This window comes from Oryzomicrobium terrae (genome assembly GCF_008274805.1).
GTDB classification, from domain to species: Bacteria; Pseudomonadota; Gammaproteobacteria; order Burkholderiales; family Rhodocyclaceae; genus Oryzomicrobium; species Oryzomicrobium terrae.
This window is the reverse complement of the sequence record NZ_CP022579.1, coordinates 2653959-2677432: the sequence shown is the minus strand read 5'-3', so window position 1 is coordinate 2677432 and position 23474 is coordinate 2653959. Positions and strand designations below refer to the sequence as shown.

Annotated in this window: 19 protein-coding genes; 15 read left to right on the top strand and 4 right to left on the bottom strand. The window is 68.3% G+C overall.

Going from position 1 to position 23474, the window contains the following annotated elements; translation table 11 throughout:
• Positions 1-42 precede the first annotated feature (42 nt).
• On the bottom strand, positions 43-1269 hold the full coding sequence (locus tag OTERR_RS12075) for an MFS transporter (protein WP_149425910.1): 1227 nt from the start codon (positions 1267-1269) through the stop codon (positions 43-45).
• A 94-nt stretch (positions 1270-1363) separates the two neighbouring features.
• On the opposite strand from OTERR_RS12075, the gene OTERR_RS12070 reads away from it, so the two are divergent.
• From OTERR_RS12070 to OTERR_RS12060, 3 genes are all read left to right on the top strand, one after another.
• Positions 1364-2266 carry a LysR substrate-binding domain-containing protein gene (locus OTERR_RS12070; RefSeq protein ID WP_149425909.1) on the top strand — a complete coding sequence of 301 codons (903 nt, stop codon included), beginning with the start codon at positions 1364-1366 and terminating at the stop codon, positions 2264-2266.
• A gap of 573 nt (positions 2267-2839) precedes the next feature.
• Complete coding sequence (locus OTERR_RS12065) at positions 2840-3730, top strand: DUF342 domain-containing protein (RefSeq protein ID WP_149425908.1); 891 nt, start codon at positions 2840-2842, stop codon at positions 3728-3730.
• A 50-nt stretch (positions 3731-3780) separates the two neighbouring features.
• A complete protein-coding gene (locus tag OTERR_RS12060) occupies positions 3781-4422 on the top strand; it encodes an N-acetyltransferase (protein ID WP_149425907.1) in 642 nt (213 codons plus the stop codon).
• Positions 4423-4576: 154 nt separating this feature from the next.
• Here OTERR_RS12060 and OTERR_RS12055 read toward each other — a convergent pair whose 3' ends face one another.
• The gene (locus OTERR_RS12055) at positions 4577-5458 is read right to left on the bottom strand and encodes a DUF4238 domain-containing protein (RefSeq protein WP_149425906.1); all 882 of its coding nucleotides are present in this window, start codon (positions 5456-5458) and stop codon (positions 4577-4579) included.
• Between the two features lie 240 nt (positions 5459-5698).
• Positions 5699-7699, bottom strand: a complete 2001-nt coding sequence (locus OTERR_RS12050; RefSeq protein ID WP_187775233.1) for a methyl-accepting chemotaxis protein — start codon at positions 7697-7699, stop codon at positions 5699-5701.
• Between the two features lie 464 nt (positions 7700-8163).
• On the opposite strand from OTERR_RS12050, the gene OTERR_RS12045 reads away from it, so the two are divergent.
• The 7 genes from OTERR_RS12045 to OTERR_RS12015 all read left to right on the top strand — a co-directional run bounded on the left by OTERR_RS12045 (position 8164) and on the right by OTERR_RS12015 (position 15761).
• Complete coding sequence (locus OTERR_RS12045) at positions 8164-9147, top strand: ABC transporter substrate-binding protein (protein ID WP_054621254.1); 984 nt, start codon at positions 8164-8166, stop codon at positions 9145-9147.
• Between the two features lie 13 nt (positions 9148-9160).
• The gene (locus OTERR_RS12040; RefSeq protein WP_054621253.1) at positions 9161-9976 is read left to right on the top strand and encodes an ABC transporter permease; all 816 of its coding nucleotides are present in this window, start codon (positions 9161-9163) and stop codon (positions 9974-9976) included.
• Between the two features lie 19 nt (positions 9977-9995).
• A complete protein-coding gene (locus OTERR_RS12035) occupies positions 9996-10790 on the top strand; it encodes an ABC transporter ATP-binding protein (protein ID WP_054621252.1) in 795 nt (264 codons plus the stop codon).
• A gap of 118 nt (positions 10791-10908) precedes the next feature.
• Positions 10909-12870, top strand: coding sequence for a sensor histidine kinase (locus OTERR_RS12030; protein ID WP_246154160.1), 1962 nt, complete (start codon positions 10909-10911; stop codon positions 12868-12870).
• Complete coding sequence (locus tag OTERR_RS12025; protein ID WP_149425904.1) at positions 12867-14288, top strand: sigma-54-dependent transcriptional regulator; 1422 nt, start codon at positions 12867-12869, stop codon at positions 14286-14288. Before OTERR_RS12030 ends, OTERR_RS12025 begins: the two co-directional genes overlap by 4 nt.
• A gap of 56 nt (positions 14289-14344) precedes the next feature.
• On the top strand, positions 14345-15103 hold the full coding sequence (locus tag OTERR_RS12020; protein ID WP_149425903.1) for a nitroreductase: 759 nt from the start codon (positions 14345-14347) through the stop codon (positions 15101-15103).
• Positions 15093-15761: a DUF2889 domain-containing protein gene (locus tag OTERR_RS12015; RefSeq protein ID WP_149425902.1), complete on the top strand. Its 669-nt coding sequence runs from the start codon at positions 15093-15095 to the stop codon at positions 15759-15761. The genes OTERR_RS12020 and OTERR_RS12015 overlap by 11 nt, the downstream gene beginning before the upstream one ends.
• A gap of 279 nt (positions 15762-16040) precedes the next feature.
• On the opposite strand, the gene OTERR_RS12010 is transcribed toward OTERR_RS12015, so the two are convergent.
• Positions 16041-17681, bottom strand: coding sequence for a methyl-accepting chemotaxis protein (locus tag OTERR_RS12010; RefSeq protein ID WP_149425901.1), 1641 nt, complete (start codon positions 17679-17681; stop codon positions 16041-16043).
• 159 nt (positions 17682-17840) lie between these two features.
• Between OTERR_RS12010 and mutL the strand changes: the two genes are divergently transcribed.
• The 5 genes from mutL to purN all read left to right on the top strand — a co-directional run bounded on the left by mutL (position 17841) and on the right by purN (position 23432).
• Entirely contained in the window at positions 17841-20009 is a 2169-nt protein-coding gene (mutL, locus tag OTERR_RS12005; protein ID WP_149425900.1) for a DNA mismatch repair endonuclease MutL, read from the top strand.
• Between the two features lie 3 nt (positions 20010-20012).
• The gene (miaA, locus tag OTERR_RS12000) at positions 20013-20984 is read left to right on the top strand and encodes a tRNA (adenosine(37)-N6)-dimethylallyltransferase MiaA (RefSeq protein WP_149425899.1); all 972 of its coding nucleotides are present in this window, start codon (positions 20013-20015) and stop codon (positions 20982-20984) included.
• A gap of 238 nt (positions 20985-21222) precedes the next feature.
• Positions 21223-21864 (top strand): DedA family protein, encoded by a 642-nt coding sequence (locus OTERR_RS11995; protein ID WP_149425898.1) that lies wholly within the window; start codon positions 21223-21225, stop codon positions 21862-21864.
• A gap of 53 nt (positions 21865-21917) precedes the next feature.
• On the top strand, positions 21918-22661 hold the full coding sequence (locus tag OTERR_RS11990; protein WP_246154157.1) for a hypothetical protein: 744 nt from the start codon (positions 21918-21920) through the stop codon (positions 22659-22661).
• Between the two features lie 75 nt (positions 22662-22736).
• Positions 22737-23432, top strand: coding sequence for a phosphoribosylglycinamide formyltransferase (gene purN, locus OTERR_RS11985; RefSeq protein WP_149425897.1), 696 nt, complete (start codon positions 22737-22739; stop codon positions 23430-23432).
• The last annotated feature ends 42 nt before the right edge of the window (positions 23433-23474 follow it).

Here is a 23474-nt window from a genome sequence, read left to right as displayed (position 1 = left end):
CCTTATAGCTCTGTTGGGGTGGGGCGGGGATAAATCGGGTGGTCAGGCCGGCTGGGCCGCTGGGCGCAGCATCGGGGCTTCCTTGATCGGCAGGTTGGCCAGGGCGGCCAGGGCCGCCAGCACCATGTCGGCGTACCACATCCAGGTGAAGTCGCCGAAGCGGGTCACCGCCAGGCCTCCCAGCCAGGCGCCGAGAAAACCGCCGATCTGGTGCGAGAGCAGGGTCAGGCCGAACAGGGTGGCCAGGTAGCGGGTGCCGAACAGCTTGCCGACGATGGCCGCCGTGGGCGGCACGGTGGCCAGCCAGGTGACCCCCAGGCCGGCGGCGAACAGGTAATAGGCCCAGTCGGTGCGCGGCATCAGCAGGTAGGCGCCGATCAGCACCGCCCGGGAGGCGTACATGGCCGCCAGCACGTGCTTGCTGCGGTAGCGGGCGATGCAGCCGCCGGCGTAGAGGCTGCCGGCGATGTTGGCCAGGCCGATGATCGCCAGGGACCAGCTGGCCACCGAGGGCGGCAGGCCGCACAGGTCGATCTCGCCGGGCAGGTGGGTGACCAGGAAGGCGATGTGGAAGCCGCAGGTGAAGAAGCCGGCGTGCAGCAGCAGGTAGCTGCGGTCGGCCAGGGCCTCGTGCACGGCGGCGCCCAGGCCCTTGTCCTGGCTGGCGTGGCCGTGGGCCGCATCGGCGGCGTGGGTGGGGCCGGTCAGCTTGCCCACCAGGGGCAGGGCGGCCAGGGCGGCGACGGCCATGGCCCACAGGGCGCCCATCCAGCCAAAGGACTGGATCAACTTTTGCAGGATCGGGGCGAAGACGAACTGGCCGAAGGAGCCGCCGGCGTTGATCACCCCCGAGGCCGCGCCCCGGGATTCCAAGGGCAGGCGCTGGGCCGCCGCACCGATCAGTACCGAGAAGCTGCCGGCGCCGGAACCCATGGAGGCGAGCAGCCCCAGGGTCATGGCCAGGGCGAAGCCGCTCTGGGCAAAGGGGGTGAGGGCGCAGCCCAGGGCGAGCACGACAATGCCGCCGATGAGCACGCCCCGGGGGCCGTAGCGGTCGGCCACGGCGCCGGCGATGGGCTGGATCGCCCCCCAGGCGAACTGGCCCAGGGCCAGGGCGAAGCTGATGGTGGCGATGCCCAGGCCGGTGGAGGTGTTGAGGGGGCTGACGATCAGGCCGAAGGACTGGCGGATGCCCATGGTGACCATGAGGATGCCGGCGGCGGCCAGGGTGACCGCCAGCACCCGGGGCCGGCGTAGGGACTGGAACATGGCAGTGCTCGCGAAGACGATGCACCGATTGTGGTGGCGTCGGTGCGCTGCGACAACTGATTTAATATGCGCAATACGATAGTTTTTCTACGCCATGAAACCACTACCCCCACTCAAGGCCCTCGTCGCTTTTGACGCTGCCATGCGCAGCAATAGTTTTTCTGTTGCCGCAGAAGAACTGTCGGTGACCCCGGGAGCCGTCGGCCAGCAGATCCAGAAGCTGGAAGCCTGGCTTGGCACCCCCCTGTTCACCCGGCAGGTGCGCCAGGTTCAACCGACCGCCGAGGCCCTGGCCTACTGGGCGCGTATTCAGCCGGCCCTGGCCCAGATCGCCGATGCCAGCCACAAGCTGCGCGACAGCCGCAGTGCCGGGGTGTGGCTGTCGATGTTGCCGAGCTTCGCCGCCAAGTGGTTTCCCGCCCGCATGGCCCGGCTGCTGACCAGCCATCCCCACCTGCAACTGCACCTCAACGCCACCACCGCCCTGGTGGATTTCGAGCGGGAGCCCATCGATCTGGCGATCCGCTACTTCGACGGCAACGCCCCCCACCTGGATACCACCCTGCTCTACGACGACGAGGCCCGCGTCTATTGCAGCCCCGCCTACGCCGCGGCCCTGGGATTGACCGCGCCTGGCGACGTGGCCCGGGCCACCCTGCTGGTGACCACCATGCATCCCCACTGGGAACGCTGGCTGGCCGAGTTCGCCACCCTGACGGCGGCCCGGGTCGCCGCCATCCCGCGCATCCACTTCGACCTGGGGCTCACCGCCATCGAAGCCGCCAAGCAGGGCCAGGGGCTTGTGATGACCAGCCCTCTGCTGGTGGTGGAAGAGGTGGCCGCCGGCACCCTGGTCGAACCGTTTGGCGGTCCGTCTGCCTCCCCTTGCCGCCTGCCCCTGGCCAGCGGCTACTACCTGGTGCACCACCGCACCCAGGCCCTGCGCCCGGCGGCCGCCGAGGTCAAAGCCTGGTTCATCGCCGAGGTGCGGCGCTAGGCGAGGTGACGGCGGCACGGGGGGGGCTTGCCGCCGGGCCTGGCCGGAACGGCGCCAATGGCTTAGACTCCCGCCCTTTCCGCTTCACCCCTCCCTTCCCTACGCAGATGCCCCACGCTCCTGCCACCGACCTGCGCTACGCCCCTCGCGGCGTGAGCCTCGGTGGGCGCGTGTTCCGGGTGTTGTTCCGTCCGGCACGTCTGTGGAGCGTCACGCCCGCACCTGCCTTTCCGGTTTCAGGGTCTCCCGCAGTGCTTTCCAAGGCCGTGCGGGGCCATCGCCAGGGCTGACCAGCCCCACCTCCCCGCACGGCGCCTTGCCCAAGGACGCGACCGCATTGTTCGCGCGCGCCTTGTTCAACGTGCAGCCTGGGAGCATCCACCATGCCGTGGTGTCGATTCGGAGCGGTAAACGCCCGCTCCGCGCCACCCTCCCATCCAGGTCCGGTCCCGCCGGGCCGCCTTGCCGGCAGGGCCGGTCCCCTGTCCGGGCTGCGCTTCCTGTGACGTTTGTGATTGTTGCGCCATCGCCGCCACGCGCTTCGTGCCGGTGCCGGCGCACACGGGCACTGCCATGGACATCCTCAACACCTTCGACATCACCAAGAATTTCGTCAAAGCCAAGCGCCCCTGCGCCGATGGCTTCCGCTGGTTCATCCGCCACCACCAGGACGGCAGCAACTACCAGGATCTGCTCGATGCCCTGGTCGCCGCCGGCCGGGTCAACGACGCCTGCTGGTTGCTCGACCAGTTCGGCCCCACCGATGGGGTGCTGGCGGTGGATCGCCTGGAGGTGGACGCCATCGTTTTCGCCGGCACCCTGGAGGTGCGCGGCAACATCGAGGCCGACACCCTGGTGCGGGCCGGCCGCGCCATTTCCGCCGGGGGCAGCATCCGCACCGGCACCGCCCTGGTGGCCGGGGAAGACGTCAAGGCCGGCGGCGGCATCCGCAGCGACGGCAGCGCCGACGTGGGCGGCGACCTGCGCGCCGGCTGGGGCGTGGAAACCGGCGGCGACCTGACCGTGGGCGGCGACCTGCGGGCCGCCTGGGATCTGCTCTGCCGCGGCGACCTGCGCCTGGACGGCAACGCCTACGTCGGCCAGGACGTGATCGTCAGCGGGCCGATCTATTGCGGCAAGAGCCTGCGTGCCGGGGGCGGCATCACCGGAGAAGACACGGTGCGCGCCGGCAACGGCATCCTCGCCGGCGGCGACATCCGCACCGCCCGGCACCTGGAAGCCGGCTGGGGCATCAAGGCCGGCGGGGAAATGGTGGCCGAAGGGGCGATCCGGGCCGGCGAGAGCCTGCACGCCCAGGGCGAGATCCGCGCCGGCAGCGGCTTCGGCATCTTCGCCGGGCTGGACGTGGCGATGGCTTCCTGGGACACCAGCGCCCGGGTCTGCGCCGCGACCCGCCCCGACGCCCTGATGAGCGGCTGCTGGGCCGGCGCCTGTCTGGCCTGACGGGCCGTCACGCCCCGTCTCCGCCTCTCTCCCCGCAAAGGAAAACCGACATGACCGCCCTGCTGGCCCCCCTGCCATGGCCGCCCTGGCGCGGCCTCGGGCTGGAACTGCGCATCGACGTGCAGCACCGCCCCGACGCCCTCGACAACGAACTCGACACCCTCCACCGCCGCCTCGTCACCCCCGGCGGCGCGCTCCACGGCATCGCCACCCTCGACATCGACTCCCCCTGGCCGTCCCTGGTCTTCCGCTACCGCGAAGCCGACGGCGAGCACTACGTGTACGTCGAAGACACCGCCCACGGCTGCCTCGCCGGCTACACCGTGTTCAACCGGCTGATCGAGGTCGGCCGCCGCGCCGACCCCTACCTGCGCGCACCCCACTCCAAATACGCCCCGGCCTACCAGCGCCGCGGGCTATGCACCGCCGTTTACGAATGGGCCCTGGGGAGCGGCATCTGCCTGCTCAGCGGCGCCCGCCAATCCCCGGGCGCCCACGCCCTGTGGCACGCCCTGGCCCGGCGCCATGCCCTGGGCTACGTCGATGTGCGCGACAAGACGCCGCGCTACCTGGGCCGCCGCGTGGACCGGACGGTGCACGACGACCTGCACACCCGCATGCTGCTGCTCGGCGCCGGGTGGAGCGTCGACCGGCTGGTTGAGGCGGCGGGGATGGAGCGGGTGGGGGAGTAGGGGCTGAGTGTATTGCGACTAGCTAAGCGCACTTTTTACATTTGCAACCAGTGGCGAGCTGCATTTTAAGTTTTCCTCCTGGTGTTTATTGGCTGCTCTTCAAGGTCGAAAATTTCCATTCGGGAGTGCAATGGACTTGGTTTGATTAATTTGTTTAATTGTTGGCCTTGTGGTTTTTTCCCGAAAAAAGAAAGTTTGCAATTTTTTTATACTTTATGTTGCCATCGTCAATAAGCTCTCTTGATGAAACTAAGTAGCGCTTTGTTTGTTCTGCTATTAGGTGGTTGTGTATTATGGCTAGTGTTTGAATGAAATCTTCATTGAAATCTTTTTCCTGTTTGTGCATTATAAATAGTGCGTTGGGGGATAGTGCTATTGATAAAACGTAGATAGGGTTTCCGCCGCTGGCGCCATTTACAACCACAGGAGTGTCACTGGTTAAAAAGTGATCATTTCCTTCAGGAAGGCGGGCAACCATCCATGTCATGTTGGCAAAGTGGCTGATGGTTTCATTGTTACATATCCATTTCACCATCTCGGCTAGTACGGTGTTATTTGCTATGGCTGCTATGTCCATTTCGTCCAAGAAGGCATGCCGTTCTCCTTCCTGTACTTCATGAACTGCTTTTATTTTCGAGAATTCTTCATTTGCAAGCTTGTTAGCGCTATTTTTTATTGATTCAATTCTGCTGGGTGATCTCTCTAGGAGGGAATTGATGAAAATGCTCCAAACGAGACGATCTTCTTTAGATAAGCTTTGAGGGCCGGACTGGATCAGTTTTTTAATTACTTTGCTTGCCTTGGAATCGAGGGGGGAGAAAAAATTCTCCTCAATGCTATTGGTTGATTGATTTTGATTTTCAAAGAATTCTGGAATTCTTGAATAAAGGCCGTTTTGGTAGCCAACTGATCTTGCAGATTTCTTTCCGAATAGTAAGCGCCCTGCGTTATCACGGCAGTAAAGCCAAAACGCTGATTTTCCTGGGATATACCATTCACGCAGATAAAACTGTGGGACGTAATGATGGCGTTGCACTGGAAATAACCCTGGTTTAAGTGGGAGATTCTGGTAACGACTGCATGCGTTGTTCCGCGCACAGTTTTCTTAATCTGATGAAATGAAGCGTTGGATTAGTGTCATGGGGTAATAAACCCCGCGCCAGTCCTCGATCTTCAGGGTGTATGCCCGGAGAGCAAGGACTGGCGCGGGGTTTCAAGGTGGCCTCGTGGAAGTCCGCGCCCCGCTTGGGTTTGCGGGGGGCGGTAGGGGCGGGGATTAGACCCGGAACTGGTCCACGGTGCTGCGCAACTGGGCGGCGACCACGTTCAGTTCCTCGGCGGCGGCGGCGCTTTGTTGGGCGTCGGTGGTGTTGCGCTCGGTCATGCCGGCGATCTTTTCCAGGCCCTGGGCGACGTTGGCGCTGGCGGTGCTCTGTTCCTGAATGGCGGCGGTGATGGTGGCCACGGCGGCGGTGACCTGGGCGGCGCCCTCACGGATGCGGTTGATCGCCGCGTCGGCGGCGGCGGCCAGTTCGACGCCGCTGGCCACCTGGTCCACCCCTTGGTTCATGCTCGTCACGGCGTGGCGGGTGCCGTGCTGGATGCGCTCGATCATGGCGCCGATCTCGTGGGTGGATTGGCTGGTGCGCTCGGCCAGCTTGCGCACTTCGTCGGCCACCACGGCGAAGCCGCGGCCCGCTTCGCCGGCCCGGGCCGCTTCGATGGCGGCGTTGAGGGCGAGCAGGTTGGTCTGGTCGGCGATTTCCTTGATCACCTGGACGATGGCGGAGATTTCCTCCGATTCCCGGCCCAGTTGCTCGACGGCGCCGGAGGCGGAACGCACCGTTTCGGCGATGTGGTTCATGGCGGCCACCGCCTGCTGGATGGTGGCCGAGCTTTCCTGGGAGACCTCGGCGGAGTGGCCGGAGATGGTGTGGGCCTCGGCGGCGTGCTGGACGATCATCTCGATGCTGGCGGTCATCTCTTCCACGGCGGCGGCCATGCCCGAGGCGGCGTCGCTCTGCTGCTCGGAGCTGTGCGCCACCCGGCCGGCGGAGGAGTGCAGTTGGCCGGCGTCGCTGGCCACCGCGCTGGCGGCCTTGTGCACCTCGGTGATGGTGCCGCCGAGGCGCTTGATCATGGTGGCGAGGGCGGCCATCAGTTCGCCGATCTCGTCCCGGCTGCGTACTTCAACCTGGGTGGTGAAGTCGCCTTCGGCCACCTTATTGGCGGCCTGCACCGCCGCGCCCAGGGGGCGGCTGACCCAGCGCCGGGCGGCGACCCAGACGATGGCGAAGACCACCGGCACGAACAGCAGGGCCACCAGCATCAGCCCCTGACCGGAGCGCTTGCCTTCGTCGTTGAACTCGTTCAGGTAGCTGCCCGAGGCCAGGGTCCAGTTCCACGGGGCGTAGTGGTTGAACACCACCACCTTTTCCCGGGGCTTCTCTTCGCCCGGGTTCTGCCACCAGTAGGTGATGATGCCGTTGCCCTGGCTGATCATTTCCTTGACGAATTCCTTGCCGTCGCTGTCTTTGGCGTCGAGCAGGTTGGTGCCTTCCTTGGCCGGGTGGATCACCAGGCGGCCCTTGTCGGTGCCCACGTCCAGGGCGTAGGGGTAGCCGGTGTCGCCGATCTTGAGCGCCAGCACCCGCTTCTTCAGCGCGGCCAGGCCGTCGGTGAAGTCCAGGCCGACGAAGAAGGCGCCGATCACCTGACCGGCGTCGTCCTTGATCGGGATGTAGTGGGTCATGAAGTCCCGCCCCAGCATCTTGGCCTTGCCGGTGTAGGTCTGGCCCTTGAGCAGGGCGGGCACCGCCGGGTGGGTGGGGCCCAGGGGCACGTCCGAGGCGCGCTCGCCCTTTTCGTTGGTGATCGAGGTGGAGGTGCGCAGGAAGTCGTCGCCGCGCCGGGTCAGCACCGTGGCGGGGGTGCCGGCCACGGCGGTGAAACGGTCGGGGATGGCGGTTTCGCGGGCGACGATGGGGCTGCGGCCGTGGTGCAGCACGCCGTCAGCGTCCATGGAGAACTTGTCCGGGTAGTTGCTGGCGAAGACCTTGCCGAGCCGTTCCACCGTCTGGCTGAGACCGGAGTTATAGGCATCGATCATGTCGATGATCATGCGGTTGTTGGTCTTCAGCGCATCGAGGGACTTCTGCTCCAACTTGGCGGTGAGGTACTGGGACAGGCCGAAGGCGGCGGCCAGGAGCAGGGCGGTGATGCTGGCCGCCAGGATGATGCTGAGCTTGGTGGCGACGGACGTGCGTCTTCCGGACATTGGGGGTCTCCTCCCGTTTGTGCCTGTTGTGGCTTGTTGTAGTGATGGCGTTGTCATCCATCGAAGGGGGCTTGTACCTGCCGAGTGGCGAAAGTACTTTGATTTGCAGCAAGACTTGCTGTTTTTTCCGGGCCGGGCGGAGCAACGGTCCGAGCCGGCGGATGGCCGGCGGTGCAGGGATGGCTTAGGGATGGCTTAGGGATGGATCAAGGGTGGCGTGTCCGTTTAACCGCACGAATGGGGTGTTTGTGCGGAAATCCGCACGGGTTTTGCGGAATTCCGCTCGCGCCGCTCCTCGGGAAGCCCCCCCCTGGGTAACGGTAAAGAAACGGAAATGCTTATGAAACAAACAGCTAAGGCTCTTCTATAAGACCTGGCACGGGCTGTGCAAAGAAGCCTCCGTCCGAGACGGCCCGGGAATCCCCCGGGCGGCCTCTTCCCGACACATCCAAAGGAGGATCTCCATGCGCAAGCACGCTATTGCCACCGCCCTCGCCGTTGCCCTGCCGGCCGCCGGCCTGTCCGTTTCCGTTGCCCACGCCGACGACGTGGTGCGCCTGGGCAACCTCAAGTTCGCCCACTACGGCGCGGTTTCCTACATGAAGGAAGTCTGCGGCAAGTACGGCGTCAAGGTCGAAGAGCGCATGTTCCCGAAGGGCCCGGACATCATGCCGGCCATCGTCGCCGGTGAGATCGACATCGCCGCCCTGGCCTCCGACGGTGCCATCTCCGGCCGCGCCAACGGCGTGCCCATCGTCACCGTGGCCGGCTTTGCCAAGGGCGGCGCGCGCATCGTCGCCGGCGTCGATTCGGGCATCAAGAACCTGAACGACCTGAAGGGCAAGAAAGTCGGCGTGACTCGCGGCGGCGCCCAGGAGCTGCTGCTCCTGGCCGAACTGGAAAAGGTCGGCCTGACCTGGTCCGACAAGCCGGGCAAGGACGTGCAGATCGTCTACCTGGCCTTTGCCGACCTGAACCAGGCCCTGGCCGCCAAGCAGATCGACGCTATGTGCCAGTCCGAGCCCCAGTCGTCGCAAGCCCTCAACAAGAAGTTCGGCGTCGAGGTGATCAAGCCCTACAACACCGCCATGGGCGAGCCGTACCGCCTGCTGGTGATGTCCGAGAAGATGTACACCGAGAAGAAGGACGTGGCCCAGCGCGTTATGAAGTGCTTCGTCGAGTCCACCGCCCTGTTCAACAAGGACCCGGCCCTGGCCGAGAAGTACGTGCGCGAGCAGATGTTCAAGGGCCAGATTTCGTCCCAGGACTTCAAGGACGCCATGGACAACGCCGACTACACCTACGACGTGTCCCTGGAGCACATCGACACCACCACCGCCTTCATGCAGAAGTTCGGCGTCGGCCGCATGAGCAAGCCGCCCAAGGCTGCCGACTGGGTCAAGCTCGACCTGCTGCAAAAGGCCAAGGCCGACCTCAAGGTGAAGTAAGGAGCGATCGTCCATGAAACGTCTCAACGCGATCCTCCACGGCCTGGCCGTGCCGGTGGTCCTGCTGGTGCTGTGGGAAATCTGCTCCCGCGCCGGCCTGGTCTCGGAAGTGGTGCTGCCGGCCCCCTCGGCGGTGGCCCTCAAGTGGTGGCAGTCCCTGCTGCCGGCCCAGGACTTCGACCCGGCCGCCGGGTCGTACCTGGCCTGGCTGTTCTCCGGTGAGCTGCTGCACGATGCCTGGGCCAGCATGTACCGGGTGGTGGTGGGCTTTGTCATCGGCGCCGGCCTGGCCCTGCCGGTGGGCCTGTTGATGGGTGCCAACGCCCGCATCTACGACCTGTTCAACCCCCTGGTCCAGGTGCTGCGCCCGATCCCGCCGATCGCCTACATCCCCCTGGCGATCCTGTGGTTCGGCCTGGGCAACCCGCCGTCGTTCTTCCTCATCTCCCTGGGCGCCTTCTTCCCGGTGCTGATGAACACCATCGCCGGGGTGCGTCACGTGGACGGTATCTACCTGCGCGCCGCGCGCAACCTGGGGGTCAAGCCGCTGACCATGTTCGCCCGGGTGATCCTGCCGGCGGCCACCCCCTACATCCTGGCCGGGGTGCGCATCGGCATCGGCACCGCCTTCATCGTGGTGATCGTCTCCGAGATGATCGCGGTGAACGACGGCCTGGGCTTCCGCATCCTGGAGGCGCGCGAGTTCATGTGGTCCGACAAGATCATCGCCGGGATGATCACCATCGGCCTGCTCGGCCTGGCCATCGACGTGGCCATGAACAAGCTGAACAACCACCTGCTGCGCTGGCACCGCGGCCTGGAACACTGACCGGCCAAGGAGAGACCCCATGTCCAGCCAAATCATCGTCAGCGGCGTGAACAAGGTTTTCCGCACCCCGGAAAAAGACGTCATCGCCCTCAAGGACATCAACCTCACCATCAACCCCGGTGAGTTCGTCTGCCTGCTCGGCCCCTCGGGCTGCGGCAAATCCACCCTGCTCAACGCCGTGGCCGGCTTTTCCCTGCCGAGCAGCGGTTCGATTACCGCCGCCGGGGCCACCGTTACCGGCCCCGGGCCGGAGCGGGGCATGGTGTTCCAGGAATACGCCCTGTTCCCCTGGATGACCGTGGCCCAGAACATCGCCTTCGGTCTGGAGGTGAAGGGCCTGGGCAAGGCCGAGATCGCCGCCAAGGTGGAAAGCCTGCTCGACACCCTGAGCCTCAAGGACTTCCGCAACCGCTTCCCCAAGGACCTGTCCGGCGGCATGCGCCAGCGGGTGGCCATCGCCCGGGTGCTGGCCCTGGATTCGCCGATCATGCTCATGGACGAGCCCTTCGGCGCCCTGGACGCCCTGACCCGGCGCAACCTGCAGGACGAGCTGCTGCGCATCTGGAAGGAGTTCGGCAAGACCATCCTGTTCGTCACCCACTCGATCGAGGAATCGATCTACCTGGCCGACCGCATCGTGGTCATGACCTACCGGCCCGGCACCATCAAGCGCGACCAGTGGGTGGACATTCCCCGCCCCCGGGACCCGGCCGCGCCGGCCTTCAATGAGCTCAAGCGCGAACTGGGCCGCCTGGTGATGGAAGAGCAGCAGCGCCACGCCGCCGATGAGCTGAAGCTGGCCGCGGTGGACTGACGGCGGGCCGGGCCGGGGCGGTAAAATCTCCGCTCCGCCGGCCTGGCCCGGCACTGCTGCGGCGCTGCCGGGCCCACGCCCCGCCGTGCGTCCGCCCTCCATTCCGCTGGCTCGTCCCTTGATCCCCCGTTTTCAACTACCCCCTTTCCTCTCCGGCCGCGGCTCCGCGCCGGGGAGGTACTTTTTCGTCAGTAACAGCACCCTGGCCGGGCTGCTCGCCGCCCTGGCCTGCCTGGCCGTGGGCCTGGGCAGCTACCGCCTGCTGTCCGGCTGGCAGGTGGCCCAGCTGGCCCACACCAACGCCCAGCGCCTGGGGGCCTACGGCGTCAGCCTGGAAAACGCCCTGGCCCGCCACGAGACCCTGCCTTTCGTGCTGGCCCAGGACCACCGCCTCCACGACCTGCTCGACCACCCCAACGACCCGGGCCGGGTCGATACGGTCAACCGCTACCTGGAGCTGGTCCAGGGCCGTGCCGGCGTCACCGCCGCCTACCTGACCGACGCCGCCGGCTTGACCCTGGCGGCGAGCAACTGGGCCACCTCCCAGAGCTTCATCGGCCAGCACTACACCTTCCGCCCCTATTTCACCGAAGCCATGGAAGGGCGTCCCGGCCGCTTCTACGGCGTCGGCGCCACCACCGGCGATCCGGGCTATTTCATTTCCGCGCCGGTACAGCAGAACGGCACGATCCGCGGCGTGGTAGTGGTCAAGGTCAGCCTGGCCGCTTTCGAGACCGCCTGGCGCGAGAGCGGCGACGCCCTCAACCTGGCCGACGCCCACGGCGTGCTGTTCCTCGCCAGCCTGCCCGACTGGCGCTACCGTTCCTTGGCGCCTCTGCCCCCGGCGGTGGAAGCCGAACTGCACGAAACCCGCCAGTACGGCCCCTATCCCCTGCTGCCGGTGAAGGCCAGTGCGGCCCTGAGCTTTGCCGATCCGGTCCGGCCGATCACCCTGTGGGACAACGGCGGCGGCCGCCACGAGGCCCTGATGCAGACCCTGCCGGTGGGCCCCCTGGGTTGGCGCCTGGTGCTCTTTTCCGACCTAGCCAGCGCCTACGGCCTGGCGGCCGCCCAGGCCACTGCCCTGGGCTTTGCCACGGCCTTTCTGCTCGCCCTGGGCTTCTTCGCCCGGCAGCGCCATTCGCGCCTGCAGGAGCGCCGCGCCGCCCGGGCCGAGCTGGCCCGGGTGAACGCCGAGCTGGAGGCCAAGGTGGCCGAGCGCACCGCCCTGCTCACCGCCACCAACGCCCGCCTCGAAGAGCAGCTGGAGGCCCAGGCCGATGCCGAGCGCATCCTGCGCGCCACCCAGGATCGGGCGCTCCAGGCCGGCCGGTTGGCGGCCCTGGGTCAGATGGCGGCGGGCATCACCCATGAACTGAACCAGCCCCTGGCCGCCCTCAACACCCTGTCGGACAATGCCGTGGCCTTTTTGCAGCGGGGCAAGCCCGAGGGGGCGGTGGACAACCTGCGCCTGATCAGCCAGCTGGCCGGGCGCATGGGGCGCATCGTCGGCGAACTGAAGGCCTTCGCCCGGCGGGGCCAGAGCGAGCTGGCGCCGGTGTCGGTGCGCGAGGCTCTCGACCACGCCCTGTTCATCGTCGAACTGCGCCGCCGCGAGCTCGATGCCACCATCGCCCTGGCCCTGCCCGAGCCGTCCCCCCAGGTGTTGGCCGACCCGGTACGCCTGGAACAGGTGCTGGTGAACCTGCTGCGCAACGGCCTCGATGCCGTGGCCGAGGTGGACGCCGGCGACCCCCAGCGCCCGGGCGGGCGGCGCCTGCTGGTCAGCGTCAGCCGCGTGCCGGCCTACCATGATCCCGAGGACGAGGGCGGCGAGCCCCGGGGCAGCACCGGCGTCAGCCTGGTGCGTATCGTCATCGCCGACCAGGGCCCCGGAATTCCGCCCGAGGTGCTGCCCCAGTTGTTCGAGCCCTTCTTCACCACCAAGCCGGTGGGCGATGGGCTGGGCCTGGGGCTGTCGATCTCCCTGACCATTGCCGAAAGCTTCGGCGGCACCCTGGCGGCGCGCAACCGCCCCGAGGGCGGCGCCGAATTCATCCTGGAGTTGCCCGCCGCATGAGCGCCCTATCCGTGCATGCCGACCCTGCCGCCCCTCTGTCGGTGTTTCTCGTCGAGGACGACCCGGTGGTGCGCCACGGGTCCGAACAGGCCTTGGCCCTGGCCGATCTGCCGGTGCAAAGCTTCGCCGATGCCGAATCGGCCCTGAACGCCCTGGTCGTCGCCCCCTCGGCGCGCAGCGTCGGGGTGGTGATCAGCGACGTGCGCCTGCCCGGTCGCGACGGCCTGTCGCTGATGACCGAGCTGCGCCAGCGCGACCCGGACCTGCCGGTGATCCTGGTCACCGGCCATGGCGACGTGGCCATGGCGGTGGAGGCGATGCGCGAGGGCGCCTACGACTTCATCGAGAAGCCCTTTTCCTCCGACCGCCTGGTGGATTCGGCCCGCCGCGCCCTGGACAAGCGTGCCCTGATCCTGGAAAACCGGCGCCTGAAGGAGCGCCTGGCCGACCAGGACAACCATCCCCTGGCCGGCCTGATCGGCCAGTCCCCGGCCATGCAGCAGGTGCGCCGCTTGCTCGAAGCGGTGGCCCCCACCGACGTGGACGTGCTGATCAACGGCGAAACTGGCGCCGGCAAGGAGGTGGTGGCCCGGGCCCTGCACGCCGCCAGCGGGCGCAAGGGGCCGTTCGTGGCGCTCAACTGCGGCGCCCTGCCCGAATCGGTGTTCGAGAGCGAGATCTTCGGTCACGAGGCCGGCGCCTTCACCGGGGCGGGCAAGCGGCGCATCGGCAAGATCGAGTTCGCCCAGGGCGGCACCCTGTTCCTCGACGAGATCGAATCCATGCCCCTGGCGCTTCAGGTCAAGCTGCTGCGGGTGCTCCAGGAGCGGGTGGTGGAACGCCTCGGCGGCAACACCCTGTTCCCGGTGGATTGCCGGGTGGTGGCCGCCTCCAAGGCCGACCTCAAGGCCGAGAGCGACGCCGGACGCTTCCGCGCCGACCTGTATTACCGGCTCAACGTGGTGACCCTCGACCTGGCGCCCCTGCGCGAGCGGCGCGAGGACATTCCCCTGCTGATGGCCCACTTCTGCCGCCAGGCGGCCCAGCGCTACGGTCGTCCGGTGCCGGCGCCCAGCCCCGAGCAGCTGGCCCGCTGGCAGGCCTACGACTGGCCGGGCAACGTGCGCGAACTGAAGAACATCGCCGACCGGGTGGTGCTCGGCCTGGAAACACCCCTGCCGGCCGCCGCCGCGCCCCACGCCATGACCGCCGCGGCCGCTCCGGCCCTGCCCCCGGCGGCCCCTGGCGAGAGCCTGGCGGCGCGCCTGGACGCGGTGGAAAAGGCCTGCATCGAGGCCGCCCTCAAGGAGTGCGGCGGCCAGGTGGCCCGGGCCGCCGAGCGCTTGCAGTTGCCGAAGAAGACCCTCTACGACAAACTCCACCGCCACGGCATCGATCCGGAACGCTTCCGTTCCTGAGCGGCCGCATAAAAACACTACACGTCGTTTCCCCATTGCAGAAACAAGGAGTTCCCATGGGCGATCCCCGCGCCCCGGCCGCCGTTCTGGCCGGCATCGACCTGTCCGCCGTTCCGGCCCCGGCCCAGTCCGTCCTCACCACCATCCTGGAGCGGCGCAGCGTGCGCGGCTTTTTGCCTACCCCGGTGCCCCGGGAAACGGTCGAGGCCATCCTGGCGGTGGCCAGCCGGGCGCCGAGCGGCTCCAACATCCAGCCCTGGAAAGTGCACGTCTGCGCTGGCCCGGTGCGCGACGCCATCTGTCGCGAGGTGCTCGCCGCCCATGACGCCGAAGCCGCCGACCCGGCGGCAGGGGAGCCGCACCGGGACGAGTACCGCTATTACCCGGAAAAGTGGCGCGATCCCTACCTCACGCGGCGTCGCGACCTGGGCTGGGCGCTTTACGGCGCCGTCGGCATCGCCCGGGGCGAGAACGACAAGATGCACCGCCAGCGCGGCCGCAACTTCAGCTTCTTCGGTGCCCCGGTGGGCCTGGTATTCACCCTGGACCGGGACCTGTCGGTGGGCAGCTGGATCGACCTGGGCATGTTCATGCAGAACGTCATGCTCGCCGCCCGCGCCTACGGCCTGGAGACCTGCCCACAGCAGGCCTTCGCCCGTTACCACCGCATCCTGCGCCAGCACCTGGCCATCCCCGACGACCAGATCGTGGTCTGTGCCATGGCCCTGGGCCTGCCGGACCCGGACGAGCCGGCTAACCGGCTGGTCAGCGAGCGCGAGCCGGTCGCCGCCTTCGGGAGTTTTCATGGATTCTAAGGTTCGCTTCACCCCGGAATTGGCCGCCCAGGTGGCCGAATCCGACACTTCCAGCACCGCCGCCGCCCCCGTTGCCGCGGCCCCCGCATCCCTTGCCCGCCCCCCTCGGGACGTGCCGCGCCGCCTGACCCATACCCGGGAAGTGGTGTGCCGCGGCTACGAGCGAGAGGACGGCCTGTGGGAGATCGAGGGCAGCCTGCTCGACACCAAGACCTACCCCTTCCACACCGTGCACCGGGGCCATATCCCGGCAGGGGAGGGCATCCATCGCATGACCCTGCGCCTCACCGTGGACGACGAGCTGGTGATCCGCGACGCCCAGGCCCTGACCGAACAAAGCCCCTACCGGGTGTGCCGCGAGGTCAATGCGGCCTACGACGGCCTGATCGGCCTGCGCATCGGCCCGGGCTTCACCCGCCGGGTGAAGGAGATGTTCGCGGGGGTGAAGGGCTGCACCCATCTCACCGAACTGCTCGGCCCGGTGGCCACCACCGCCTTCCAGACCATCTGGCCGCTCCTGGCCGAGCGCCGCGAAGCCGCCGGTCAGGGCCTCTCCGGCGAGGAAAAACCGCCCCTGGTGGACGGCTGCCACGCCCTGAGCCGGGACGGCGAAGTGGTGGCGATGCGCTGGTCCGCCGAGGTGCGTGCGCGCTGGTGAGCGGGCCGCGGATTCCCGGATGCCGTGCTGGCGACTTGGCGCCGGCCTGGCCAGGTGCCAGGAGGGTTGCATGATGGGGTGCCCGGAAAGGCGCGTGGATTAAGGCGCTCCAAGGTGCGTTCTCTAGACGCAAGCATTGCCGAGGGTTTCCAGGCATGCATCGCCAAGATCAAGTACTGGCGCGGGGTTTGCCTAATGCCCTCCACACGTCATCGGCCGCAATAACGACAAAGGCCCCCATCCGGGGGCCTTTGTCGTTGGGGCGTACCGCCGTCCGGCTCAGCCGGCGATGCGGAAACGCTCCACGTCGCGCTTGAGTTGGGCGGCCAGGGCGTCCAGGCTGCCGGCGGTGTCGGCCACGGCGCCCATGGAGACGTTGTTCTCCTCGATCATCTGCACGATGTTCTCGACCCGGCCGGCGATTTCCTGGCTGGCGGCGGCCTGTTCCTTGAGGGCGGTGGACACGTCGTCGATTACCCCGACGACCCGCTCGGTGCCGTCGTTGATGCCGTGGATGGCCTCGCCGGCGGCGGCGGCCATGGCCCGGCCTTCGCCGACGCGCTGCACCGAGACTTCCATCTGGGCCGCCATGGTTTTGGCACCGTGCTGGATGGAGGTGATCATGTCGGCGATTTCCAGGGCCGACTGGCGAGTCTTTTCCGCCAGCTGGCGCACTTCGTCGGCCACCACGGCGAAGCCACGGCCTGCTTCGCCGGCCCGGGCGGCTTCGATGGCGGCGTTGAGGGCGAGCAGGTTGGTCTGGTCGGCCACGTCCTTGATCACCTGGGTGATGCCGGAGATGCGCTCCGACGAGGCGCCCAGGTCGGCGGCGGTGCCGGCGGCTTCCTGGATGCTGTCGGCGATGCGACCGATGTCGTCCATCATGCGGTGGATGGTGTCGGCACCGTCCCGGGCCTGCTGGCCGGAGGCGCTGGAGATCTGCTGGGCGTCGCGGCTCAGGTCGGCGACGTGGTTGATGCTGGTGCTCATTTCTTCCAGGGCGGCGGCCATCGAGGCGGTGGCTTCGGACTGGTGCTCCGAGCCCTGCTTGACCTGGTGGGAAGCGCCGGACAGGGTGGTGGCGGCGTCCGACAACTGGCCGGACTGGCCCTTCAGGTCGCGCAGCAGCCCGGACAGCTCGCGCACCATGGTGGCGGTGGCGCGCTGTAGCCGGGAGATTTCATCCTGGTGGCTCGGGTGGGCGCGCAGGCTCACGGTCAGGTCGCCGGCGGCGACCCGCTCCAGGGCGGCCACGGTCTCGTCGAGGGGGCCGCGGATGCTGCGCGAGATCAGCCAGGAGACGGTCACGCCGAGGGCGATCGCCAGGGCGGCCATGATCATCACCATCTGCTGGCCCCGGGCGTTGGCCTCTTCCACCTGGCGGGCGGTGGCGTCGATGGTCTGGCGCTGCATGTCGGTGAGGGCCTGGACCTTTTCCAGGAAACGCTTGGAACCGGGCACGAAGGTGGATTCCAGGATCTGGTTGGCTTCCTCCACCTGGCCTTCCTTCTTGGCCTTCATGATGGCGTCCCGGGACGACAGGTACACCTTGCGCGCTTCGCCCACCTCGGCGAACAGGGCCTTTTCGGCGTCGCTGGAGAGCAGGGCCTCGATGGCCTTCTGGTATTCGCTCGACTGCTTGGTCGATTGGGCGGCGGCCTCGGCGAAGAACTGGGCCAGGGCCGGGTCGCTGCTCTTGGCGATGGCGGTGGTGCGGGCCACCCCGGCGGTGATGTTGCGGTTCCAGTCGCTGGTCAGGCGCTCCTTCTGCAGGGGGACCTCCATCATCGCCCGGGTCGATTCCGCCACTTTCTGCAATTGCCACAGGCCCAGGCCGTTGGTGATCAGGAAGAGGACCAGCACGGCGGCGAAGCCGAGGGCGAGTCGTTGGCCGATACGGGCCGCAGCGAACACATTCATGTTTTGTTATATGGCGGGAAATGTGGGGAATGCGCAGTGTGCCACCGCCCTGTTACAGCTGTCAGCATGGGGCGGCGCCTTTCTGCGCCTCTTTCTCCCGCCATCCTTTCCGTCCTCGCCTCCGGGGCGTGCCGGAGTGGCCCACGTATAATCCGCCCCATGCGCAATCCGATCCGCCCCCTGCCCGACCTCCTCATCAGCCAGATCGCCGCCGGCGAAGTGGTGGAACGCCCCGCCTCGGTGCTGAAAGAGCTGCTGGAAAACGCCCTGGACGCGGGCAGCACCGCCCTGCGCATCGACCTGGAAGAAGGCGGCGTGGCCCTGATCCGGGTCACTGACGACGGCGGCGGCATACCCAAGGACGAGTTGCCCCTGGCCCTGACCCGCCACGCCACCAGCAAGATCGCCAACCTGCTCGACCTGGAACGGGTCGCCACCCTGGGCTTTCGCGGCGAGGCCCTGGCCTCGGTGGCGGCGGTGTCGCGCCTGACCCTCACCTCCCGGGAGCGCAGCGCCCCCCACGCCTGGAAATTGACCGACGCGGCCGGCGAGGCCGAGCCGGCGGCGCTTCTGGCCGGCACCGTGGTGGAGATGCGCGACCTCTACTACAACACCCCGGCGCGGCGGAAATTCCTCAAGGCCGCCGCTACCGAGGCCGCCCACTGCCTGGAAGCGGTCAAGCGGGTCGCCCTGTCCCACGCCGACGTGGCCTTCACCGTCACCCGGGACGGCCGCGAGATCCTGCGCCTGGCCCGGGGCGAGCCCAAGCAGCGTATCGCCGACCTGCTCGGCGCTGCCTTCCTCACCGAGTCGGTGGAGGTGGATGCGGACGCCGGCGCCCTGCGCGTCACCGGCCTGGCCCTGCGCCCCACCGCTGTGGATGGGACCAAGGAGGTCCAGTACTGCTTCGTTAACGGCCGCTACGTGCGCGATAAGCTGCTGCAGCACGCCCTGCGCGAGGCCTACCGGGACATCCTGCACGGCAGCCGCCAGCCCTCCTGGTGCGTCTTTCTCGACATCGACCCGGCGGCGGTGGACGTGAACGTGCATCCGGCCAAGACCGAGGTACGCTTCCGCGACAGCCGGGCGGTGCACCAGTTCGTCTTCCACGCCCTGCGCCAGGCCCTGGCCACCCCCATCGCCCAGGCCGCCGTGCAGGCCGCCGCCCAGGGCGGCGCCGCCTATGCGCCCCGGCCCCCCGTGGCGCCGGCGGTGCCCGCTGCGCCGGCACCGCAACAGGGCGCACTGGGCATCCGCGAGCCGGCGCCTCCCGCCTATGTGCCCCGGCCCGCCGGTACCGTGGGGCAACCCTCGGGCCAAACCCCGCGCCAGGACTGGGCCTCCCGGCCGACCCCGGCGCAAGCCGCGTCCTACCTGGCCTTCGTCCATGCCGCCCAGGAAACCCGCGTGGATATTGGCGCTTCGGGCCTCTCCACCGAGGCGCTCTACGTCAGCGCCGAGGAGGGCACAGATGCGGCCCAGGCCTCGGCCCGCGGCGAGGCGCGGCCCGATGCCGCCTCGGCGGCGCTGGCGGCCGTTCCGCCCGCTGGGCGGGCAGGGGAGGGCGAGGCAGGGAGCGTCGCCGCCGCATCGCCACTGCCGGCTGACGGCCCGTCCGCACTGGCCACCGCCGGGGGCGAGGGAATGGCCAACCTGGCGGCTGCGGCCCTGGCCGGCGCCCCCCGCGCCGGGGGGGCGGCCTCAGCCAGCATGCCGGCCGCCGCCGACAACGCCCCGCCGCCCCTGGGCTACGCCATGGCCCAGCTCCAGGACATGTTCATCCTGGCCCAGAACGCCCAGGGCCTGGTGATCGTCGATCAGCACGCCGCCCACGAGCGGGTGCTCTATGAAGAATTGAAGGCCGCCTTCGACGGCCGCCAGGTGGCCTCCCAGCCCCTGTTGATTCCCGTGGTGGTGCGCGCCGACCCGCTGCTGGTGGCAGCCGCCGAGGAGCATCAGGAGGAACTGGCCGGCTTCGGCTTCGAGCTGTCTCCCGCCGGCCCCGGCGAAGTGGCGGTGCGGGCCGTGCCGGTGCTGCTCGGCCGGGCCAACCCGGCGGAGCTGGTGCGGGCGGTGCTCGACGCCCTGGGCCAGGCCGGCGACCACGGTGCCGGCCGGGAGCTGGAGGCCTGGCGCAACGAGCTGCTCGCCACCTGCGCCTGCCACGGCGCGGTGCGCGGCCGCCGGCCCATGACCGTGCCGGAGATGAACGCCCTGCTGCGCCGCATGGAGGCCACCGAGCGGGCTGGCAGCTGCAACCACGGCCGGCCCACCTGGGTCCAGCTCACCACCGAGCAGGTGGGGGCCTTCTTCCTGCACGGCCGCTGACCCATGGCGCCGCACACCGCCACTCCGGCAAACGGGCCGGAGGCCCTGCCGCCCGCCATCCTGCTGATGGGCCCCACCGCCAGCGGCAAGACCGGCCTGGCCCTGCACCTGGCCGAGCGTCTGCCGGTGGAACTGATCAGCGTCGATTCGGCCCTGGTTTTCCGCGACATGGACATCGGCACGGCCAAGCCGGACGCCGAAACCCTGGCCCGCTTCCCCCATGCCCTGGTGGACGTGATCAGCCCGGAGGAGGCCTACTCCGCCGCCCGCTTCCGCAGCGACGCCCTGGCCGAGATGGCCGCCATCACCGCCCGGGGCAAGGTGCCCCTGCTGGTGGGGGGCACCATGCTCTACTACAAGGCCCTGCTCGAAGGGCTGTCGGATTTGCCCCAGGCCGACCCGGCCCTGCGTGCCGCCATCGATGCCGAGGCCGCCGCCCACGGTTGGCCGGCGCTGCACGCCGAGCTGGCCCGCTTCGACCCGACCACGGCGGCCCGGTTGGCCCCCAACGACTCCCAGCGCTTGCAGCGAGCCATCGAGATCCTGCGCCTCACCGGCCGGCCCATGTCGGCCCTGCTGGCCGAGCAGACCGCCGCCCCGCCGCCTTACCGTTTTCTCTCCCTGGCCCTGCTGCCTTCGGATCGGGGCGTGCTGCACCAGCGCATCGCCGAGCGCTTCGCCCAGATGCTCGACGCCGGGCTGGTGGGCGAGGTGGAAGGCCTGCGCACGCGCTACGCCCTGCACCCGGACCTGCCGTCGATGCGCTGCGTCGGCTACCGCCAGACCTGGGACATGCTCGACGGCCGCATCCCCCCGGGCGAACTGTGCGACCGGGGCATCTTCGCCACCCGCCAGTTGGCCAAGCGCCAGATCACCTGGCTGACCAACACCCTGGCCAACGAGGCCCTCGACTGCCTGCGCCCCGACCTGGCTGCTGCCGGCGAGGCCCGGGTGCGGGCCGTGATCGGCGCCTGAGGGGCGCCCGAACTGGGGCGGTCCCACACCTGAGCCGTTCTCCGCCCTGGGGGCGCTGCCGTGGTGTTCTGGCGGGCCTGGTCGCTGCGCCCCGCTGCGGCCCCGTCAGCGTCGTCCGGCCAGGCTGCGACTCGCTTCCCGCCTGGGCGGGGCAGGGCGTAAGTACTGTCACAGGCGCGGCCGGCCGTTCGGGTAAAATAGCCGGCTTTACCGTTGCCGCGCCTTGGGCGCCCTCCTGATGGAATTTCTCTCCGCCTTCGTCGATATCGTCCTGCACCTGGACAAGCACCTGGCCATGCTGGTGCAGCAGTACGGTCCCTGGATCTACGCCATCCTGTTCTTCATCGTCTTCGCCGAGACCGGGTTGGTGGTGTTCCCCTTCCTGCCCGGGGATTCCCTGCTCTTCGTCGCCGGGGCTCTGGCCGCCGTCGGCGGCATGGATGCGCCGACCCTGATGGTGTCCCTGACCCTGGCCGCCATCCTCGGCAACAGCGCCAACTACGCCATCGGCCGTTGGCTCGGCCCCAAGGTGTTCGCCCGGGGCGGCCGCTTCCTCAATGCCGAGAACCTGGCCAAGACCCACGCCTTCTACGAACGCCACGGTGGCAAGGCGGTGGTGCTGTCCCGCTTCCTGCCCCTGTTCCGCACCTTCGTGCCCTTCGTCGCCGGGGTGAGCAGCATGAACGCCGCCCGTTTCACCCTGTTCAACGTGACCGGTGCCCTGGGCTGGGTAGTGTCCCTGACCCTGGCCGGCTACTGGTTCGGCAACCTGCCCCTGGTCAAGAACAACCTGTCCCTGGTGATCGTGGCGATCATCGTCCTGTCCTTCGTTCCGGCCGGGCTGGAATACCTGCGTCATCGCCGCGCCGGCAGCGCCTGAACCGGCCCGTCGCGCCCGGTAGGTGCGTCCGGGGGGCTCAGGTATGATGCCGCATGGGTTGCGCTCCCTTCTCCCCCCCGCGACGCCGCTGTTTCCTGGCGCTGGGGAGCGGCTTTCTCCTCGCCGCCGTGGGCATAGGGGCCGGCTGTGCCACCCGGCAATTGCCGGATGGGCGGCGCGAAACCACCTTTGACCCGTCCTTGCTGGCCAAGACCGATATCGATCGGGTGGTGGAGATCCACCGGACCGAAGTGGTCGCCAGCCTGCGCCGCCTGACCGACAAGCTCTACCGGCGCAATCCCCGGGAATGGCGCAAGGGCAACCAGCCTTCCCTGGAAGCGGCGGTGGCCCTGGTCTTCGACCTGCCGGCGGCGCGCCAGGCCCTGGGCGGCCGACGCGAGCGGGAAGCGGCCCTGCTGGCTTTCCGCGAGGATTACACCGGCGACCGGGTGCTGGCCCTGATGGGCGGCCTGATGGACATGGTGGACGGCGCTTTCGAAAACAAGGAGGCCTTCTACCTGCTCGATTCCCTCGATGCGCAAAAGCTCTACAACTGCGCGCGCAACGTCGAGGTGGCGGCCTGGAAGCTCAATTCGGCCCGGGACGGCAACGGTGAGCCGCTGCTCTACGCCAACGTCGATGGGCCGGTGCGCAACCTGACGTTCGAGCGTGAAGTGGGGCGCACGGTCGGCTTGCTCGATACCCTGGCCCGCATCGTGGTGGACAAGAACGGGCGGGCCGTCACCCGGGTGACCCACAGCCTGGCCACCGCCATCTTCCTGCCGGTCAAGTTCTGAGCGCGGGGCGGCACCGCCCCGCTGCCCTTTTGTTTTTACTTTCAAGCGCACCCGCGCGTTTCACCGATCTCAGCCATGTCTTCCCCGACCCTTTCCCCCGCCCGCAACAAACTGGCCGTCGTCGTCCTCATTTCCGGACGGGGCAGCAACATGGAGGCCATCCTCGCCGCCAGCGACGCTCCTGACTACCCGGCCCGGGTGGTGGGTGTGGTCTCCAACCGACCCGATGCCGCGGGCCTGGCCACCGCCCAGGCCCGCGGCATCCCCACCCGGGTGGTGAACCACAAGGATTTTCCCGCCGGCGAGGCCGGGCGCGCGCCCTTCGACGCGGCCTTGGCCGAGGCAGTGGACAGCCTGGCACCGGACCTGGTGGTGCTGGCCGGCTTCATGCGCATCCTCACCCCGGGCTTCGTGTCCCGCTACGAGGGCCGCCTGATGAACATCCATCCCTCGCTGCTGCCCTCCTTCCCCGGCCTCCATACGCATCGTCGCGCCCTGGAAGAGGGGGTGCGCGTCCATGGTTGCACGGTGCACTTCGTCACCGCCAAGCTCGACCACGGGCCGATCATTCTGCAGGCCGCCGTGCCGGTGCTCGATGGCGACACCGAGCCGACCCTGTCCGCCCGGGTGCTGGCCGAGGAGCACCGCATCTATCCCCGGGCCGTAGCCTGGTTTGCCGCCGGGCGCCTGAGCGTGGTCGATGGCCGCGTCCAGGTCGCCGGTAGCGCCAGCCAGTCCGGAGCCGTCCTGCATTCGCCGAGCGGGGCCTGACGGTCCGCGCCGTTTCCGTTCTACCGGCCGCGCAACGCCCCC

Coding starts and splice junctions, on each gene's coding strand:
- OTERR_RS12015 (WP_149425902.1), top strand. CDS start 15,093: ATGGATTCTAAGGTTCGCTTCACCCCGGAATTGGCCGCCCAGGTGGCC.
- OTERR_RS12050 (WP_187775233.1), bottom strand. CDS start 7,699: ATGTCCGGAAGACGCACGTCCGTCGCCACCAAGCTCAGCATCATCCTG.
- mutL (WP_149425900.1), top strand. CDS start 17,841: ATGCGCAATCCGATCCGCCCCCTGCCCGACCTCCTCATCAGCCAGATC.
- OTERR_RS12035 (WP_054621252.1), top strand. CDS start 9,996: ATGTCCAGCCAAATCATCGTCAGCGGCGTGAACAAGGTTTTCCGCACC.
- OTERR_RS12075 (WP_149425910.1), bottom strand. CDS start 1,269: ATGTTCCAGTCCCTACGCCGGCCCCGGGTGCTGGCGGTCACCCTGGCC.
- OTERR_RS12040 (WP_054621253.1), top strand. CDS start 9,161: ATGAAACGTCTCAACGCGATCCTCCACGGCCTGGCCGTGCCGGTGGTC.
- OTERR_RS12045 (WP_054621254.1), top strand. CDS start 8,164: ATGCGCAAGCACGCTATTGCCACCGCCCTCGCCGTTGCCCTGCCGGCC.
- OTERR_RS11995 (WP_149425898.1), top strand. CDS start 21,223: ATGGAATTTCTCTCCGCCTTCGTCGATATCGTCCTGCACCTGGACAAG.
- OTERR_RS11990 (WP_246154157.1), top strand. CDS start 21,918: ATGGGTTGCGCTCCCTTCTCCCCCCCGCGACGCCGCTGTTTCCTGGCG.
- OTERR_RS12020 (WP_149425903.1), top strand. CDS start 14,345: ATGGGCGATCCCCGCGCCCCGGCCGCCGTTCTGGCCGGCATCGACCTG.
- OTERR_RS12070 (WP_149425909.1), top strand. CDS start 1,364: ATGAAACCACTACCCCCACTCAAGGCCCTCGTCGCTTTTGACGCTGCC.
- purN (WP_149425897.1), top strand. CDS start 22,737: ATGTCTTCCCCGACCCTTTCCCCCGCCCGCAACAAACTGGCCGTCGTC.
- OTERR_RS12010 (WP_149425901.1), bottom strand. CDS start 17,681: ATGAATGTGTTCGCTGCGGCCCGTATCGGCCAACGACTCGCCCTCGGC.
- OTERR_RS12060 (WP_149425907.1), top strand. CDS start 3,781: ATGACCGCCCTGCTGGCCCCCCTGCCATGGCCGCCCTGGCGCGGCCTC.
- miaA (WP_149425899.1), top strand. CDS start 20,013: ATGGCGCCGCACACCGCCACTCCGGCAAACGGGCCGGAGGCCCTGCCG.
- OTERR_RS12025 (WP_149425904.1), top strand. CDS start 12,867: ATGAGCGCCCTATCCGTGCATGCCGACCCTGCCGCCCCTCTGTCGGTG.
- OTERR_RS12065 (WP_149425908.1), top strand. CDS start 2,840: ATGGACATCCTCAACACCTTCGACATCACCAAGAATTTCGTCAAAGCC.